The sequence below is a fragment of the Specibacter sp. NPDC078692 genome, from assembly GCF_040686835.1.
In the GTDB taxonomy this organism is placed as follows: Bacteria; Actinomycetota; Actinomycetes; order Actinomycetales; family Micrococcaceae; genus Specibacter.
Genome location: NZ_JBFBLV010000006.1, coordinates 132137 through 150794, shown reverse-complemented (window position 1 = coordinate 150794; position 18658 = coordinate 132137). Strand labels below are relative to the sequence as shown.

15 protein-coding genes are annotated in these 18658 nt (G+C 56.4%); 3 read left to right on the top strand and 12 right to left on the bottom strand.

Going from position 1 to position 18658, the window contains the following annotated elements:
- Positions 1-46: 46 nt before the first annotated feature.
- The 8 genes from AB0O97_RS06830 to AB0O97_RS06795 form a co-directional block, all read right to left on the bottom strand.
- Positions 47-367 (bottom strand): hypothetical protein, encoded by a 321-nt coding sequence (locus AB0O97_RS06830; protein ID WP_363881211.1) that lies wholly within the window; start codon positions 365-367, stop codon positions 47-49.
- Between the two features lie 64 nt (positions 368-431).
- On the bottom strand, positions 432-1505 hold the full coding sequence (locus AB0O97_RS06825; RefSeq protein WP_363881209.1) for a DUF4192 domain-containing protein: 1074 nt from the start codon (positions 1503-1505) through the stop codon (positions 432-434).
- Positions 1506-1582: 77 nt separating this feature from the next.
- Positions 1583-2560, bottom strand: coding sequence for a hypothetical protein (locus AB0O97_RS06820; RefSeq protein WP_363881207.1), 978 nt, complete (start codon positions 2558-2560; stop codon positions 1583-1585).
- Positions 2560-3039: a hypothetical protein gene (locus tag AB0O97_RS06815; RefSeq protein WP_363881205.1), complete on the bottom strand. Its 480-nt coding sequence runs from the start codon at positions 3037-3039 to the stop codon at positions 2560-2562. Before AB0O97_RS06815 ends, AB0O97_RS06820 begins: the two co-directional genes overlap by 1 nt.
- Positions 3026-3919, bottom strand: coding sequence for an oxygenase MpaB family protein (locus tag AB0O97_RS06810; protein ID WP_363881204.1), 894 nt, complete (start codon positions 3917-3919; stop codon positions 3026-3028). The genes AB0O97_RS06815 and AB0O97_RS06810 overlap by 14 nt, the downstream gene beginning before the upstream one ends.
- Positions 3920-4607: 688 nt before the next feature.
- Positions 4608-5159, bottom strand: a complete 552-nt coding sequence (locus AB0O97_RS06805) for a hypothetical protein (RefSeq protein WP_363881202.1) — start codon at positions 5157-5159, stop codon at positions 4608-4610.
- Between the two features lie 20 nt (positions 5160-5179).
- Positions 5180-6079, bottom strand: coding sequence for a DNA methyltransferase (locus tag AB0O97_RS06800; protein WP_363881200.1), 900 nt, complete (start codon positions 6077-6079; stop codon positions 5180-5182).
- 474 nt (positions 6080-6553) lie between these two features.
- Positions 6554-8524: an AAA family ATPase gene (locus tag AB0O97_RS06795; protein ID WP_363881198.1), complete on the bottom strand. Its 1971-nt coding sequence runs from the start codon at positions 8522-8524 to the stop codon at positions 6554-6556.
- Between the two features lie 1654 nt (positions 8525-10178).
- Here AB0O97_RS06795 and AB0O97_RS06790 point away from each other — a divergent pair.
- Positions 10179-11555: an NAD-dependent succinate-semialdehyde dehydrogenase gene (locus tag AB0O97_RS06790; RefSeq protein WP_363881196.1), complete on the top strand. Its 1377-nt coding sequence runs from the start codon at positions 10179-10181 to the stop codon at positions 11553-11555.
- Between the two features lie 65 nt (positions 11556-11620).
- Here AB0O97_RS06790 and AB0O97_RS06785 read toward each other — a convergent pair whose 3' ends face one another.
- From AB0O97_RS06785 to AB0O97_RS06770, 4 genes are all read right to left on the bottom strand, one after another.
- Positions 11621-12271: an RraA family protein gene (locus tag AB0O97_RS06785; protein WP_363881194.1), complete on the bottom strand. Its 651-nt coding sequence runs from the start codon at positions 12269-12271 to the stop codon at positions 11621-11623.
- A 3-nt stretch (positions 12272-12274) separates the two neighbouring features.
- On the bottom strand, positions 12275-12670 hold the full coding sequence (locus AB0O97_RS06780) for a RidA family protein (RefSeq protein WP_363881193.1): 396 nt from the start codon (positions 12668-12670) through the stop codon (positions 12275-12277).
- Positions 12667-14022 (bottom strand): MFS transporter, encoded by a 1356-nt coding sequence (locus AB0O97_RS06775; protein WP_363881191.1) that lies wholly within the window; start codon positions 14020-14022, stop codon positions 12667-12669. Before AB0O97_RS06775 ends, AB0O97_RS06780 begins: the two co-directional genes overlap by 4 nt.
- A 179-nt stretch (positions 14023-14201) precedes the next feature.
- Positions 14202-15383 carry a helix-turn-helix domain-containing protein gene (locus AB0O97_RS06770; protein ID WP_363881189.1) on the bottom strand — a complete coding sequence of 394 codons (1182 nt, stop codon included), beginning with the start codon at positions 15381-15383 and terminating at the stop codon, positions 14202-14204.
- Between the two features lie 127 nt (positions 15384-15510).
- Here AB0O97_RS06770 and AB0O97_RS06765 point away from each other — a divergent pair, with 127 nt between their 5' ends.
- Positions 15511-17163 carry a thiamine pyrophosphate-dependent enzyme gene (locus AB0O97_RS06765; RefSeq protein WP_363881187.1) on the top strand — a complete coding sequence of 551 codons (1653 nt, stop codon included), beginning with the start codon at positions 15511-15513 and terminating at the stop codon, positions 17161-17163.
- A gap of 48 nt (positions 17164-17211) precedes the next feature.
- Positions 17212-18483, top strand: coding sequence for a M20 family metallo-hydrolase (locus AB0O97_RS06760; RefSeq protein ID WP_363881185.1), 1272 nt, complete (start codon positions 17212-17214; stop codon positions 18481-18483).
- Positions 18484-18658 lie beyond the last annotated feature (175 nt).

Sequence of the window (18658 nt, the reverse complement as noted above, 5' to 3'; positions counted from 1 at the left end):
AGGACGGGAGTCGGAACGAGTCCCGTCCCACGGTCATTCGTTTGGACTACAATTTATCGATCCAGGTTTCTTCTTCACGCTGGTCCCATGCAGACCCCGTTTTGGTGGGCGTTGAATTCTGTAGCTGTTTCAGGCGTTGAATGATGGTGTGCGCTTCCTGGGCGTGTAGTTCGCGCAGTGATGGCACCGGCCGAGATACAAACGCTTGGATGCCACTTTGCCGCTCATCCTGGCCGACGATTCCGGCTGCGTCGAGCGCAAGACGGATCTGCTGGACCTGGTGATCTTTGACCGGGATGTCTCGCTGCTGGACAGGTTCAGATTTGGGGTCTCCGGGGGAGTCAAAATCAAATAGTGAGTCACTCATAGTGATCACATCTTATGCCAAGCGGTAGTTGAACCGCTGTTTGGGCGGGGCAAGACAATAGTGACTATCCCATACCCATGCCCTCTATCCGTGGCCCGCGGCTCATGGGCGGCTGATATGCGGAGCTCTTGTCCATTGCCCAGGGTGCGAGAATGCCGGCGGCGACCATTTGGTCGCTGAGTTGGGCGAGCTTGTAGTTTGGATCGGCTTCAAGGGCATGTTGGAAGCACTGGTGGGCGCGGGATCCTTTGCCTTCCCACCATTGAATGATGCCCAAGCTTGTGAGGACTGGTGCCGCATCGGGGCCGTCGGCGCGGGTATATAGGTGAAGGAGAAGTTCTTGGGCGCGGTCAACGCGTTGCCATTGAGGTGGGCGTTTTGTTTGGCCCAGGAGCAAGTTGCCCATGCTGTCGTCCAGCCCCGGAATATCAGCCAGGAGCCGGTCGCGCACGGAGATGAACTTGAAGTCGGCCAGCAACTCAGCGGACTGTGCATCAGTGGGCAGTGCTGCATCGTTGAGTAAGGCGCCCCATAAGGTTCGCGCCTTAGCGGTGGCGGCAGGCGGTGTCATGGCCTCAATTCGGAGGCAGTTCTTGAACACCTCTTCGCTCAGGTCCCGCCGAGCCAGAATGGGGATGCGAAATCCTGGACCGGACTCAATGCTGGAACCGCGAAATACCAGTTCTGCGTTGAGCTCGCTCGTCTTGATTTCATCGAGGGGTGTGCGGGCTAGCGGATCGGGGATCAACTGGAAGTAGCTGGTGTACGACGTGTCGTCGATGATCCAGCCGTCGCGTACCTTGATGTTGTGTTGCGCGAGTTTCTCGGTCAGTGTTTCCATTACTTCCTCGTAGGGTCGGTCGTCCATCGGCTCCCATGGGGCGGGTGTGAAGATGCCGAAGACGACGCCGGTTGCCTCACGGTCAGTGGCGATGAACTTGACCACGTCCTGTACGTAACGGTCGGGATCCGCTCCTGCTGGGGGAAGGCCGACCCTCAGGGTTGCGCCAATACGCCGATCATCCAAGATGATGCAGACCAGGCTTTCCCTCGGCCAGTACCCCAGAGTATGCCCCATCAGGCTAATGAAATCGTCCGGGGTCTTGATGCTGAGTCGTTCCACAATTCCTCCGACCATCCACGGATCATGAGCCGAAGCTCCTGTCACCAGTTCATGGGGAGGACGAGGTAAAGCGACGTAGTCTCGACCCGGGTTCAGTGGCCGATCAGTGCATCTTCAATGTGGCTGACCAACACCAAAGATTTGGGTCCGAGAGGGCGCTCTGGCCGCTTGAATTCATAGTCCCGTACCTCGATCACTCTGCGGTGTAAACGCTTCACAGGCTGAAGCGCCATGAAGTCCAGCAGCGAAATCTCGTTGGGGTTGAGGACGACGTCGTGGGTCCCCGCGGTTACCTGCCGCCACGTCGTGTGGATCTCAATCAAGAGCAACCGGGCATGTAGATCTCGCCGAAGAAGCTTGATCGGACCGCCCAATCGCGGGAGGACAACTCCTATCCCAATAAGCACGACTGCGGTTGTCTCCGCCACACCGCTGAACGTGTCCAAGAACGCTAGCAACCCGCTGGTGCGGTCGCCCGAAGCCACGATCATCCCAGAAAGCAGCCGGTCTACGAGCATGAGGCAAAATGCTGCACTCCCAATCCCGATTAGGCGGAAGCCCAGACGAAAAGTCACTGCGTTCAGGGAAGCAATGCGATGGCGGAAGGCAAACATAATGTCGATGCAGACCCAAATGATGAACAGGGACCCGGTCCAGAGAAAAATCTGCATACCGATTTGGTCTCCGTAGGCCAGTGGCAAGTTCTGGTCGGTGCGGTCCACTTGGCTTGTGAGGAAACCGAGGGTGACTGCCATCCCAGCCACCGCCATTGCCGCGCTTCCCAGCGCAAGGCGGTGCCGACGTCGTACATTATCGGCGAAGACCGCCAACAGAACGGCAGCACGGAACTGCCAAAACCCGGTCAACAGAAACATCAGCAGGACGAGGCCGACGGTGTTGTGCCCGCCCAGCACAGGATCCACCGCGTAGTAGACCGGGGCAATGTGAAGTGTGCAGGCCGCCGCCGCAAAGACTGTGGCGCGGAACAGATGGGCGCGGCGGGGGTCGACGACGGCCGTGAGCCGGACAATGGCCATAGCCCACAGCGTCAGCGCTGGTATAAGGAGCATCAGCCGAAGGCTTCCTGGAGTCCGCCGGGTTCGTCAGGGCCCTTCCGGCCGTTGCCACTGATGCGGTCGGCGAGGAGATCGGCCAGAATTTCGGCAGTCCTCTCTGCATCGTCGGTGAAGCTCTTCCGGCCCAGGAGTTTCCGCGGCTGCGTGGGAAAGGATCTGCTAAATTCGCCGATATTGATGCCCGCCGCGGTGTGTTCATGTCCCAGAAGTAGGTGGCTGAACTCGTGGAGGATGCTGTGCTGCCGGTGCCACAGGGACAGTTGCGGCGCGTAGTAGACCAACTTCAATTTGTCGTTGTAGTCGGCAGTCAGAGCGGACAGTTCGTGCTGCTCGATGTCCAATGCCGAAATGACGATGGTGATGCCTCTCAGCGCCTCGACGGCCTTCTGGATCGATTCCAGGGAGGCTTCGCCATCGAGAATTAGGGCCTTGTTGGCGCGGGCGGCGGCGCGGCGGGCGTCACGATGGCTCATGATGCGGCTCGCTGGCTGGGGTCATGATGTTTTCCGGGCCGATGTCATCGAGGCGGTAGCCGCTGGGGTAGAGGCTGGATCCTGCTTCGCCTGGGACGAAATGTGGCTTGGTGCTGAGCGGGCGCCGGTGCTGGAGTGTGTTGCGTGCCGTCAACACGGCGTTGAGGGTTGCTTTGCTCAGCTGTGTGGTGCGGGGTAGGCCGAGGGCGTCGGTGAGGCGGTCGTCGTCGAACATGGCCGTGAGCATTGTCTTGGCAAATGGCCGGGCGGGCGTGGGCAGTCTAGATTTGAGGATTTGAACGGTGCTGGCCATCAGCTCGGCGCCACCGGGGGAGTGGGCGATATTCTTGCGCTCGTAGTCGTCGAAGAACTTTTCCGCGTCGGCGAACGTCGAGGGGATAGTTCCCATGTTCATGCCCGCGCCGAGTTCTTTGTAGAAACGTGTTGCTGCTGATTCCTCCGCTGGCGTTGGGGCCCTCCATGCGTGTGTGCGGGCCCAGTGGATGGGGACGACGAGGAGAGTGAGTAGGACGTAGAGGAAATCGTCGTTGTTGCCGGGGACGTGGCGGTGGACGTGGTTGAGGAGACGGATCATGTGACGTCCGCGGTCGCTGTCCAGTCCGTTGCAGACAAGCTCGTAGGTCACGATGGCCGTGTCGTATGAACGCTTAATGGGGCGCTGGGTGATTTCGCCGTTGCGGTGCAAAGTTGCGGCGATGCTGGGTACGGCGAAGTTACGGTAGTAGGCGAGGAAAAAGCCGAGTTCCATGTCGGCGGCGAGGTCGTAGAGGACCATTTGGCGGTAGGTGGCTTCCCAGTCTTCCGCGTTTGCATTTGTTTGCTCGCGAGCGGACGAGGCAAGACTGCGATGAAGTTTCATGTACCGGCCTCCTCACGCTGCTTCTCCGATTACCTCAGTTCCGCTGGCAGCACCTGCACAGCAGCCTTCATCCATCGTAGGACCGATATTTGAGTGCGGCCAGGATCCTCGCCCTTCTATTTTGCGCTTCTTGCATATCCAGAACGTTCTTGGGTGCATTCAAACGGGCGCTTAAGCGGTCCATCGTCAGCTTGCAGACGCCAACGAAGAACGTCAAGAGGCCACCACGGAAATCCAGTCCACCAAGCCACATCGTCAAGCCACGCAGCTACCCACGGTCATCCAATGCGACGCGCAACAACCGTCAGGTTAGCCGGAAATCGTATGGATAGCCGGGACGTAAAAGGGTCCGATCCACTTACCGGAGTCCTGGAATTCCAAACTTCTGATATTTTCTTGGAGGGGCATGGTTACCAGTCATCTACTGGCCAGACCTTCCGGCACACTCTTTCTGTCGCTACAAGCGTAGTGAGGGACCTATCTGTGGTGGCGGGCAGTGTCTCCACCCGCTGAGCAGGGTCCGACCACTCGGAGATCACTACAACTGCGGCACTACCCGAACCCGCACATTGGAAGGGAGCCACCTGGAGGAGATCCACTTTGACATGCAGGATTGACGCGGCACAGTAGATGACGCTGTGTGCGCCGAACTACTGCGCCGCCGCCGTGAAGGCGTCCATTGCAAGGTCTAGGCGGGATTCCCATGCTCTGACAGGAGGTCAAACACCCGATCGAGTGAACTGCCGTAGTCGCGGGCCCATGCCGGTTGGTATGACGGGCCCAGCTCGATCCACGACGTTTCGCTCGCCCCTTTTCCTGTATGCTGCCCAAGTTTTCCTATTACGTGTTGCTTCAGTAAATGGATTGGAAACAGCCACGCATGAACAGAATGGGGGGAAACTCCCAAACAAAAGAGATAGTCAAAGTCAAGGTCTCTGATTTGCTGGAATTTATAAGGCCCATTCTCCCAGGGCGTAGACATTCTAATCTGCACCTTGGCACCGTTCATGATGCGGTCACCATCAGTACCTGTCCCGGAATTCACTCTAATGCCGCGCGCCTCAGCCCACGAAGCCGTCAATCTTTTGCCGACTGCGCCTTTAGTTGCGGATGGCGCCCTCATCAGCCATTCAAATGGACTGTCCACCCAACTGCGATCTATTACTTGATCTTTCTCGATCATCCGCGAAAGGTCGCTAACTATCGAATAATCATCATCGAGATTTAACTTTTCAAACATCGAAATTACGCCAGCTTTCGTTAGAAGAATTCTCTGAATTGGACATTTGAGGATGATTTTATGGAGGAGATTCTTGTTTTGATTACATCTATCGACTCATAGTTACTATCAACTAATACAAACTTCCTGTCAAGCTTGTGGGAAACTGCACCTGTTGTGCCGCTTCCCGCAAAAAAGTCTAAGACCCAGTCACCTGGTGCGCTGCTTGCCTGTACTATTCGCCTAATAATTCCTTCAGGCTTCTGAGTAGGGTATCCTGTCTTTTCTTTGCCATTGGGTGAAACGATAGTGTGCCACCAAGTGTCAGTAGGAAGTTTCCCCAAAGCCACCTTCTCCGGGGTAACGAGACCTGGAGCCATATATGGCTCGCGGTCGACTTCTGCGCTATTGAAATAATACTCCTTGGGATTCTTCACATAAACAAGAATATTGTCATGTTTAGCTGGCCATTTTTTCTTAGATCTAGCGCCATAGTCGTATGCCCAAATAATTTCGTTGAGGAAGCAGTCGCGGCCAAAGAGTGCATCCAAGAGTACTTTCGCATAATGGACTTCGCGGTAGTCAAGATGGAGGTAGAGTGTCCCGTTATCTGCTAACAAGCGCCAAGCTTCTTCAAGCCTAGGCTCTAAGAATTCCCAGTAATCACCGAAGGAATCATTATAGCTAAGGGCGACACCTTTGACCGTGTCATATGTTTGCCCTTTAAATCCAATCCGAGTTCCCGTGGTCGAACGAGTATTCTTCATAGTTTGTCTTGTCTGAACTTTTCCAGTATTGAACGGGGGGTCAATGTATATAAGTCGAAAACTGTCGCTCGGAAGGGTCTTTAGGAATCGGAGATTGTCGGCCTTGACAACTAAACTGTCTCCAGAGGGAGTCCAAAATGGAGTTTCGGGGGCTTCTACTGCGTGTGACGTCATGTCACACAGAATATCCCAGTTGGATCGTTGGCATGCCGGCTGACAGAGTGTGCTGCGCCATGTTCAGTCTGACTTTGTTCCATGCACTGGGCAACAGTCGCTGTCTCGACGTTGGCGTCGCCGTGGACGGGTCGATACAACTCGCACGTGATCGCTATGGGCTTTTCATCCTTGTGATAAACGCAGGGCCATGGCACAAGCCATCGCGGCAGCAGCTATACACCCGGGGCTTCCCATTGCCGATTCTTCGTCGGTTTCGGAAACGGCATCAAACTCCACGAGCTTCTCCGCAACTCGTCCACCGGCATGACGTCTTCGAGAGCTAAGTCAGTCACATCGTTGTTGAACTTCACCAATTGAAAGGGTTCAATTTGGTTCGATGGACTGTGAAGCGGGAGTGCCCCGTCTCTACCTGAGAGTAGTCATCGAAGCTCGGGCAGTCCCGCTAAACGCAGAATGAATAACCGTAAAATGTTAGCGTCCGGAAAATGTTTGAATGGCCGACACAACAGCTCTCAGGTTATGGGGAACGTCCGTTTCAAGAGCGGACACCGTAGCCGCACGATATGTGAATACTTTCTTCTCCCGGAGAGCACCCTTGGCCCGGCCTAGCTCTGAAATGAAGGAGGGCCAATTTGCAAGTTCCGTCTCTAGGTCATCCCGCCAGATCGCGAACGAATCGGTAATGACCGTTGGATCCCCGAAAGAATAGGGAACGGCACCCTTAATTGCGATGCCTGGGGGTAGCCAGGAAACGATTCCAGCAGTTTGTCGTTCGTTGGACTCCATTGCGTTCGCATGGCCGGGTGAGCCCGAGGCATGTTTCGCATCTGCGCGGTCTGCATCACCATCTGCAATGACATATGTGGGGACCTTAAGCGAATCCAGGATTACGTATGCCATATACAGCTCGTTTTTGCCGCCCACATGGATAACGGCAATCCCTGCGAGATCAAATGAGAACGAGAGCCGATCGGCTAAACCTTCGAGGCAGACTTTGTCGGTATCACCCTCGACCAAAACAACCGCATCGGCGAAGAAACCCTCTGAGAAGATGGAGGGGAGATAGCGCTCGATTGTCATCTTGAATTTCGCAGCATCTACCCCGACAGCAGCAGCAGAAGCGGCGAGAGTAGCAAAATCTACTGACGAACGCCCATCAACAATACTGAGGCGTCTAAGGTTCTCGAATTGAGTAGGCCGAACGAAATAGGGACTGTGCGTAGCCACGGCCACCTGAATGGTCGGCTGGGTCGATAGATCGGACAAGACCCTCGCAAAGGCACGGGCTCGAACTGGGTGCTGATAAATTTCCGGCTCCTCGATACATACGATAAGCGTCGGAAGCTGTTTCACCGCGTCAGCTAGGCGAGCCTGATATTCGATGTCCGTTTCTTCACTGCCCTGCGGGGTTTCGGCAGCTACTGAGGTCTCATCGGGAGCCATCGATTGGAACATTGCGATCATCACCGCGCGCTGTGTACCGTGGCCTTGGTTACCCAAGTCACCAGTAGCCGAACCGAGAGACACCTGGGTGGAAACGCTGGGGTCGCCCTTGGGTGTCCATTCGGGGACCTCCGTAGAAAAATCGATCGATGCGTCGGGGATCATAGCGGCGAGGCGCGTGTTGATCCGAGCAGCATGCGTAGCAGTTGCCGCTTCTACGCCGCTACGGATTGCCTTGTTCAATTCTTCAATTTCTGCCGAGTATTTTGCACTCCATTCGGCTCGCGCCTGGGCGCTGGCCGCGCTTGTAACGGCTCCAATCAGGTCGGCAAGAGTTGATCCCCGTCCTGCTGCGCCCACATTTGCTGAGATGTCGGTTGCTGCCGGCACCAGAATGAGCCTGATACATTCGCGCATTACATTGCGACCGTTGATTCCAAAGAGATGGTTGGCATCGCTGTGGTCGATCTGTTCCAGTAAGGGAGCGTGCTCTGGCATGCTTTCCCAATCCGCAAGAGCCTGGTCTATGTCTGCGGCGGTAGCGGTGTTGCCCAGATCTGGAAGGTTGACCACCGATGCACGAAGGGGGGTATACAGCTTTCGCTTGTAAGTAACTCTCGTCTCGCGCCGAAGTTCGGGGAAGTTGGGCCCCGCAAGTGCGTTGCCTACGACCTTGGACTTATCTTCTCCCGTCGTCCATGCACGCAAGAAGTGAGCACTATTGCCCCTCCCGTATTCACCGAGTCGTTCTCGATCAGCATCGGACAGATCAACAAACGTTACGCCCACTGAAACCGTCACCTTCTCGGATTCGGCGAGTTCTTTCGTATTGATGTCACCAGCAGAAATGGGACCTCCCTCGAAGAACCATTGCAGTGCGTAGAACACGGATGACTTGCCTGCCCCGTTCGCCCCGATCAATGCTGTGTAGTCGTCAAAATCGATAGTCGTGGACTGATGACTCCGGAAGTTATTAATCTGGACGCGACTGATGCGCATGGTTGTTCCCCAATTCAAAGTACAAAGCGAGCAATTATCTGCCAACTAAACGTCGGCAGTGAAAGCTGATGTCTACGGGATTCACCTTAGTCGAAGCTTTTGGGTATCGATCCAAATAACAGTGCCCCGGCGTCACACTTTGTTAGAGAGGCCGTAGACGTTGGCATCATCGCACCGTTTGACGCTGAGGCTCCACCAAGGCTCAGACGTTACGTACCGGCATAGGCTCCGGCGGGCTCCAGGGGATAGGGGGTAACTTGAGACGTCGAATGTGCCGCGGCCAATGAGCGTGATTCATACTTGCAGGGTACTTGATTGGCTGGGCATGTGGATGACATTCAGATGAATTTTCCTGCTGGTTGGCGCGAGGTTACGCGTTCGGCGGTACTTGATGGGTACTTGACTGCAGACGCGTGATGGCTTGGCCCACTTTGATTGCGGATACCAGTCGGTTGCTGCTGCGCCATGCCTGCGCCGGGTTTCGCGGAAAGTGGTCCGCAAGTTGGTTTCTGGGTTGGCTTTCGAGACGCCCGTGAAAACTGCCGGCTGCGTGTGAATCCGTACAAGCCGCGAAGAAGGATAAAGCCGTCGTAAACGCAAGGGCCTACGACAGCTTCCCAAAACCACCAGCCAGCGTTCAGCTGGGCTTGTGCATCCACCGTGTCGCCGTTTTCGCGATTGCTGCTTTTGGCTAAGGAGCAGTCGTCCACGTATGGCCAACAGCGCGCCCATGCCATCAGGTCCCCATCGGATGAAAAAAATCAACCCTGGCTGTGAAACGAGCGCGCGGCTCGGGATATATCGAGAGTAAAATGAGAAGGGCATCATTGATGGCTGATTGGCTGTAATCGAGCCCGCCCAGCCGGCGGGCGAGAGTTCCCACCATGTCATACAAAACTCATCTCAATCAGTGCAAAGTGGAGAGTGTTTAGTACCTCTTGTTGTTGCAACCTCACCAGGCAGGAACAGATCAAAAGGGGCTATCGGCAGCCTGAAATGGTCCCTTCTTGGTGAAGCGGGGTTATAAACGTTGATAACTACTGAGGAATTTTGAGCACTCAACATACTCTGACATGCGGTGACAGTCTCGGTTGGTATTTTCTTGGTTCGTAATTCCGGCTATTCAGCACTGACTGTTTCGGTTCGAATATCGTATTCCGCAGGCCCACTCGATCCCGTTAGAGCATAGAGGTGCAACCGCGTTGGATTACTTGGCCTGTGCCCAGCAGGGACGCTCAACGGAGATCATTCACTTGCGAGGTAGATCCGGTGAGGTCGTGGTGCACAGCAATAAGGATGACGCTGCTAACGCGCTGACTGAGCCAGCAGATATTCGTAAATTTTTCTTCTACGATCTGCATCAATAAAAGATCGTAGAATTCTGCTGATTCTTTCGGCAATAGAGGCGCTTGGGAGGGCGGGTTAGGCAGCGGGAGTGTACTTCCGCGAGCATTAACTTATCCAGCGAAGTATTCACTCTGAGTGTGGGTAGATCTTCAGGGTAGAACTTGTCCACAGCCACCCTCGACGCAGCTTGTAACTGAAGGTTGCGTTTGTGTTGGCAAAGTTGTTCGTTTGCCCCAGAGCTTTGCCGCAGATTGGGCGCCCACACAGTGTTTTCCCACGTAAGCGACGCTGCCGGTAGCGTGGAGCTATGACAGCATATAAGGTAATAAATCCCGCCACTGGCGCCACACTCGAGGAATTCCCAGAAGCAACCGATGCCGAAATAGCGTCCGCCATTGCCCAATCCCATGAGGCTTTTGCTACGTGGCGCCACTCGCCAGTCCATGACCGCTCCAGCATCTTACACAGGGTTGCGGACCTGTACCGCACCCAAAAGCAGTCCTTGGCGAGGCTTATCACCGAGGAAATGGGCAAACCGCTGCGGGAGTCTATAGGGGAGGTAGATTTGGTGGCTGACATCTTCGATTACTACGCCACGGAGGGCCCTGGCTTCCTCGCAGATGAGTTTCTCACCGTTAGAGGCGGGGGTGAAGCCATTGTCCGCACTGCTCCGGTGGGGCCGCTTCTTGGCATCATGCCGTGGAACTACCCCTACTATCAGGTTGCCCGATTTGCGGCTCCGAACCTCATGCTGGGTAATACAGTTGTGCTCAAACACGCCCCGAGCTGCCCCCGCTCAGCGCTGGCTATCGCGCGGATCTTCGAAGAAGCAGTCCTTCCGGATGGCGCGTACATCAATCTATTCGCCACTAATGATCAAGTGGCAACCATTATTGCCGATCCCCGGGTCCAGGGTGTTTCTCTGACGGGCAGCGAACGTGCGGGTTCGGCGGTCGGGGAGATTGCGGGCAGAAATCTGAAGAAGTTTGTCCTTGAACTGGGCGGCTCGGATCCCTTCATCGTGCTCGACTCCCAAGATATGGCGGCCACGGTCAAGGCCGCGGTGTCCGGACGCATGGGAAATGGTGGACAAGCTTGCACTGCGTCTAAGCGATTCATAGTGCTGGAAGATATTTACGACGATTTCCTCGAACCCTTTACTTCTAAAATGGCGGCTGTTGTCCCAGAAGACCCGGCCAATGCCTCCACTCGCTTTGGCCCCTTGGCTTCTGAAGCGGCAGTGGAAGGAGTTATTAGCCAAGTGGATGACGCAATCGCCAAGGGTGCAAGGTTGTTGACAGGAGGAACGCGCCTCCAAGGCCCAGGCGCCTTCATGCACCCTACTGTGCTGGCAGACGTCACTCCTGACATGCGTGCTTTTCACGAGGAGATTTTTGGCCCGGTGGCTGTAGTGTACAAAGTCAAGAATGCAGAGGAGGCCATCGCCTTGTCTAATGGTTCGGCCTACGGTCTCGGCGGATCGGTCTTTAGCGCCGACCCCGAAAAAGCAAAGGAAGTGGCGGATCGTCTGGACACAGGGATGGTCTGGATCAACAGCCCCACCGGAACCCAAGCCGACCTTCCTTTCGGTGGTGTCAAAGCTTCCGGTGTTGGTCGGGAACTGGCCAAGTACGGCATGAGTGAATTCGTCAATAAGAAACTCATCCGTACTCCACTTGCATAGCCCCAAAAAAGCAGTGGCCCCGTTTCTCTCGAGGGAAACGGGGCCACTGCTTTTGCCTGCACGTCCTAACCCAGTGCCAAGATGCTCTCTAGAGGCTCGCCGCTCGCAATTCTTCCGAGAATGGCTGGCTCTGCAAGATCTGAGGCTTGTGCCTTGTCAATCACAGCGGCGGCTGTCGCTTTGCTCAGGACCACCACGCCATTGTCATCACCCATGATCAGATCACCAGGGTGCACTGTTGCGCCCCCCATGGTAACTGTCACGCCAAATAGACTACGGCCAGAGTTGTGCCGCTTGGTGGTCAGGCAGGTGCTGCCCTGTGAGAAGACCGGCAGCACAGAACCGTCCTCCGCCGGTTCGCGGAGCTCGGCCACGTCGGTAACGGGGCCGTTGACCACAATTCCGGCGGCACCCTTTGACCTGGCAGCCGCAGCAGTGACTGCGCCTACCGGGGCATGGATGTTATCGCCGCCCATGTCCAGAACCAGCACTTCGCCTCGGCGCAACCGAACCAGAGCTTGATTGACCGCGATGGCGTCTGCATCGGGAATGAGAGCGGTGGAGGCGACCCCGAGCATCCTGCTGCCAGGGACAACAGTGGCAATCATTGGCGAGCAAAAACCATCTTCCAAAAAATGCCCTAACGTGGGCAGGCTGAGCGTCCCGAGCTGGTCCAATAAGCCTTGCTCTACCAAGTCCACAGGTGATTCAGTCATTCGCTACAGCTCCTTGGCTGGTTCGATGAGTGCGGCAACGCATTCGATTTCCAGGCTGACGCCCCATAGCGAGACACACACTGAGGTTCGCGCCGGCTTGTGCGCTCCGAAAAACTCCTCATAGACGGAGTTGTACTCAGTCAGCTGCTCGGTTTCTGTTAGGTAGGTGTTCACTTTAATAACATGATCCAAGTTCGATCCGGCCTCTTCAAGAATGGCTTGAAGGTTTCGAAGGGTCTGGCGCACTTGGTCCGAAAACTCCGCAGGCTGGTCAGTGGGGTCACTCCGAGCTGGGATTTGACCGGAAGTGAACACCAACCCGTTGGCTACCACGGCCTGGGAGTAAGGTCCTACGGGCGTGACATGGCCAGGTGCGGCGTGAATGCGCCGGATGCTCATTTGGAGACCTCAACACTATCTGACGGCGCATCTTCGACTTCGTGGATATTTCCGTATCGGGTTTCAGTAAGGAGCAGGAGGGCCAGCAACGAGGCGACTGCCGCGCCCATGACGTACCAAGCGATGGATGAGCTCTGACCTGTCGCCGCAAGTAGAGCTACGGTGATTGCAGGTGTGGCAGCGGAGCCCAGCAAGCCGGAGAGCATGTAGGCGATAGATAGGCCGGAGTAACGAACTTTGGAGCCGAACAGTTCAGCGAGGAACGTAGCGATGGGTCCGTAGTTGGCGGAGAAGGCCAGCATCATCAGGCCATAGCCGAGGAACAATAATGCGGGAGATCCAGTATCCATCATCCAGAAGAGGGGGAAAGCGAGCAGAGCCTCTGCGATCACGCCGGCAAAGATGATGGGCTTACGCCCAACCTTGTCTGACAACCGGCCAAAGAATGGAATGGCAAAGAAGGCCACGATGCAGGCGAACATGACTGCCCACAGCAGCAGTGTCTTTGAGTGGCCTAGCTCCTTGGTTCCGTAGTTGACGCCTGAAGCGACCAAGAGAGTGAAGGTGCTGCCGGTGGACAGCGTGGCGATGCCGCCAAGGACTACCTGGCGCCAGTATTTCTTCATCAGGACGGCAAAGGGAATTTTGGCTTTGGCGCCGGTTTGCTGGACCTTCTTGAAGGAGGGCGTTTCTTCGATGTGCAAACGGATGTAAATTCCCACGGCAACCAGAACTGCGGAGAGGAGGAAGGGGACGCGCCAACCCCAACTCAGCAGGCTTGCCTCATCGAGAGTGCTGGCCACGATCAAAAACGCAACGTTGGCCAGCAAGGTTCCGATCGGGACACCGATCTGAACCATGGAACCAAAGAACCCGCGCCGATCCGCTGGAGCGTGCTCCACGGTCATCAGGACAGCGCCACCCCATTCGCCACCCAGCGCGAGTCCTTGGCACAGTCGCAAGGTAAGCAGCAGTAGGGGCGCTGCGACACCGATCGTATTGAAGTCTGGAATCAGGCCAATTCCGAAGGTAGCAACTCCCATGCCAATCAGGGAGATCAACAGCATTGATTTGCGGCCCACTCGGTCTCCGAAATGACCGAAAATGATGGCGCCAACCATGCGAGCCACGTAGGCAGAGGCGAAAGTCATGAACGCCAGTATGGTACCAATTGCGCCGTCGAGATCCGGGAAGAAAATCTTGTTGAATACGAGCGCTGATGCCGTTCCGAAAAGGAACAGATCGTACCATTCAACAGTTGTGCCAATGACACTGGCAGTGGCAATTTTCCGCATCTTACTGCGGTCCAGTTTTTCGGCTTCCGCAGTGATACGTGTTACGTCGGTTGTCATGTGGGGCTCCAATGGTGATGATCCGGGGCGAGGAGAATAGGAAGGAGTAACTTCAACATCTTGTTCTACTATCCATTCGAGGTGCTGTGAGTCACAAGGCGGATCCGCACACGTTTGGGAGCCTGGGATTGGGCAGATGCACACTCACGATCCGCCATTACAGCAACAACGATGAATGATTACGCCCAGGCAATAACGACCCGGGCTATTTCGGTGGGAACGGTCAGATCGATCCCGGTCACTTCTTTGAACCGTCGCAACCTGTTGAGGATGGTATTTCGGTGGCAGAACAAGGTCTCTGCAGTGACTGCAACATTTCCGTTGAGCAAAAAACAGGTCACCGTTTCCCTCAGCCGTTCAAGCTCTTCCGCACGGCAGCTGCCCAACTGCAACTCCAGAAGTGCCCTGAGGTCGACGCCAGTCTCGTCTAAGCGAGTTCTTGCAAGCCGCGCCCAGTGCTTGTCCACAGTTACGGGAGCGTGGTCAGTGGGTTTGGCCAGTTCCGAGAGAGCGGCGGCGACTCGTGCGGCGCTTGCCAACCCCATCAGGCCATCTGCAGAGACTGCCACGCCGCAGGGAATGGTTGCCACCCCAGTGGGTAATGCATCTTGGGTACCGAATTTAATTTCCGTGATAGGCCAGAATACGTAGGTGTAATCGGCGGATTCGTGAAGGAAGATCGGATTTGAGGGGGTGGGGAACGCGGCCAGTTTGCGGAGCTGTTCCGACCGCCGCCCTTTGCCGGCAGCAATGGCGTATTGGGCGTCTGCATTGACATCGAACGCACGGGAAAACCGCTCGCGTGTCTCAACATGTCGACCCTGAGCGCTGAAAAGAGCCGAGATGAACTCCTGTTTTACCCCGGCTTCTTGCTGCGCCATAGCAACTCGGGTTGATAGGTAGCTTGAATGGATCGCGGAGGCATAGTCATCGACCACGCGCCAAACATCCTCGGCTCGTGAAGCCATGAGAGATGCATCGGCGGAGGTGGACAGGCGCAGGAGTGTGGACCAGATGATGGGAAAGTCTAGGCGCACTGCCGACATGAGGGCCTCGGCCGCCACTCCCTGCCGGGCGCGGCGCGCGCCCAAACCGGTGGCGAACTCCACCATGCGTGGATAGTGTTCTTCGCCGGCCATGGAATTGAGGATGAGACCGATAGATACGACCGCTGAATTTTCCAACTCTTCGACAGCAAAGGAATCACCCGAGTAACCTGCAATGGCCTGAACCCGCTCTACGAATAGCTTTTGCATGGCGGGGAGCCTGCCCTTGAGCTCCGTCACCAGCAGTACCCAGCGGCCCTCGCTCGCCTCAGGTTCATCGAGGGATGGACGGAGTGGAACAGAAGGAATGTGCATAAGCACAGCCTAGACGAGGAAAATCGTTGAGCCTGGCTAGTTCGCCCCGCCACCGCAACTGCCATCATGGGTAGTGGCGGTCCTCACGGACGCCACTATTGTGAAAACACTTGAAAGGTTGTCTGACATGAGCTCCTCCACTTTGGCACCAGAGCGGGCCGTCTCCGCAGGGCATCTCATTGTCGCCCAGCTCGAAGCGGCAGCCATCCCTCGCGTCTATGGTGTTCCGGGGGAGAGCTATCTCGACGTGCTTGATGGGCTCCATGAATCATCTATCACCACCGTTGTCACAAGACACGAGGGCGGTGCCGGTTTTATGGCACTAGCGGAGGGAAGACTCACAGGTTTGCCGGGCATCGCCATGGTGACCCGCGGACCAGGCGCCGCCAACGCGTTCATCGCCGTTCACACTGCATACCAAGACGCCACACCCTTGATTCTCTTCGTCGGGTTGATCCCCGTAGCGGACCGAGGCCGCGAATCGTTCCAGGAATTCGATATCACCTCCTGGTTTGGAAGCACGGCCAAGAAAGTCCTGGTCCTTGACGATGCTGCCTCAGCGGCCTCTATGGTTGAGGATGCCATTCACACTGCAATGAGCGGCAGGATGGGCCCGGTGGTCATCGGACTGCCCGAAGATGTGCTGACCCACATGGTCCCCGGTGGCGCCACAGTACCCATGCGCGCACGGGCCCTGAGTGGGCCGACGTCGACCGCGTTCGCCGAGCTGGGAGACAAGCTGTCAGAGGCAAAAAAGCCACTGATCATCGTGGGTGGCGAAGGCTGGACGCAGGACTGCGGCACAGCGCTGGTATCTTGGGCCGCCAGCCACGGAGTGCCAGTGGTCTCAGATTTCCGGGCCTACGACGCAGTGCCGCACGCGCTCCCGGGCGGCAACAGCTATGTTGGCAGCCTCGGCTACGCCCGAAGCGACGCGAACGCCCAGCGACTAGACGAAGCAGATCTGCTCTTGTTCATCGGATGCCCCCGCGCAGACGTTCTCAGCGACGGGTTCACTCGTGGACTCACTGCAGAGACTGTAGTAGCAATGCCTGGAGACACTTTGGGGCACTTCGGCCGGATTGACCAACACATCGTGGCAGATGTCAGTACCTTCGCTAATGAACTCGCCGAGCTGGACTTGAAGATGGCAGTTCTGCCGGAATGGCTCAAACGGGCACGCGACGAATATGAAGCATACTCAACGCCTCATCTAGACGGGGGTTCCCACGTCGACATGAGTGCATGTATGACGGTCCTGCGCGAAGAACTAAAAGCAGATGCGATCATCACGTACGGTGCAGGCAACCATGCCCTGTGGCCCGCGCGGTACCTCCAGCACACTGCGGCGCAATCCTTGGTGGCCCCCCGAAATGGGGCCATGGGAGTCGGCATCCCCGCAGCCGTGGCGGCAAGCATGGTGTACCCAAACCGCCAAGTAGTTTCCGTTGCCGGAGATGGCTGCTTCATGATGAACGGTCAAGAGATAGCAACGGCCATCGCCTACGGTGCGAAGTTTGTCGTGATCGTCGTCGACAACCAATGCTTCGCAACCATTCGAGAGCACCAAGAAAACCACTACCCCGGAAGGCCATCCGGTACGGGGCTCGTGAACCCGGACTTTTCAGCACTAGCCCGGTCTTACGGCGGCTATGGGGAGCGGGTGGAGCGCACCGAGGATTTCCGGGACGCGTTCCAGCGGGCGGTCCAAAGCGAACTGCCTGCCATCCTGCACGTGTTGCAGGATCCACTAACCAGGTCCCCAAAAACATCAGATTAGCCGTCTCGCTCCGCGGTAGCCTCCCCACACAATGCTTAAGGAACCCTCATGTTGAAAACAATTCTCGAACCCAATCCAGACAACTTCACAGGTGACGACGCTGATTTCATGGCAGATTTCGCCATGCTGTGCACCTTCGGTGCCACCGCCAATGGAGGCGTTGACAGGCTAGCCGCATCCGCGGCCGACGGCCAACAACGAACGTGGTTCACACAGCTGTTGACGGGCCACGGTTTCACCGTTGAATTTGACCGGATTGGCAACCAATTCGGGACTTACGAACTGGTCCCTGGCGCTCCTTACGTTCTCGTGGGTTCCCACCTAGACTCCCAGCCAACTGCCGGCCGGTACGACGGCGCATACGGCGTACTTGCCGCTGCCCACGCCGCATTCCGCGTAGTTGCTGCCTACAAAAATTCCGGATCACTGCCGAAGTTCAACATAGCCGTCGTCAACTGGTTTAACGAGGAAGGTTCACGCTTCAAACCCTCCATGATGGGCAGCGCCGTATACACCAACAAGCTGGAACTCGATCAGACACTGTCGACGCAGGACCGCGACGGCGTGACGGTAGCCGAGGCACTCACAGCCATTGGCTGCCTCGGTGCGGGGGCAGGACCGCAGGCCGCGTGCTGCGCGGAAATCCACATTGAGCAAGGTCGCAGCATGGAGCGCGGGGGGATCAGCATCGGGATCGTCGACTCAAACTGGGCCGCCAATAAATACGAATTTATTGTCAATGGCGAGCAGGCACATACCGGATCCACTGTCATCATCGACCGCAAAGATGCCCTGTTGGGCGCATCCATGCTGGTGGTAGCCGCAAGAGAGCTCGCCGATAGCTTCCCCGGCGTCCTCCACACTTCCGTGGGTCAACTAGATGTTTACCCCAACTCACCGGTGGTGGTTCCCTCACGAGTCACTTTGCTGTTGGACCTGCGCTCTGCGGATGAAGACGTGCTAGCGCAAGCCGACCTCCAACTCCACGGGCACATTGAAAAGATCGAGAGGCTGGCCAATGTGACGATTGTTAAGGAGGATTCGCACTGCTGGCCGGTGACACCTTACCAGCCAGCCGGCGTCGAACTAGCAGAGAAAGCCGCAGCCAACCTTGGACTACCCCACCAGCGGGTAAAGACCTTGGCCGGCCACGACTCCACCAATATGAAAGATATTGTCCCCACTGTCATGTTGTTCGTACCTTCAGTTGATGGCATCTCGCACAATGAACATGAGTACACGCGTGATGAGGACATCGTCTCCGGACTCCACATGCTCACAGATGTAGTGTGCCGCCTCGCGGAAGGTGAGCTGAATTAGGCAGCTTATGTAGGATGACTCAGCTCACCTACTCATGTATAAAGCCAATTAACGACCCTCGTTTTTCACTCTGCCGTAGGCGTGCAGTGTCTGCGATTAGGAACACCAAGATGGGCTCTAACTGTCCCTTGTAGGCTGCGCTCTCTTAGGGATGAACGCTGAGTTCATCCCTACG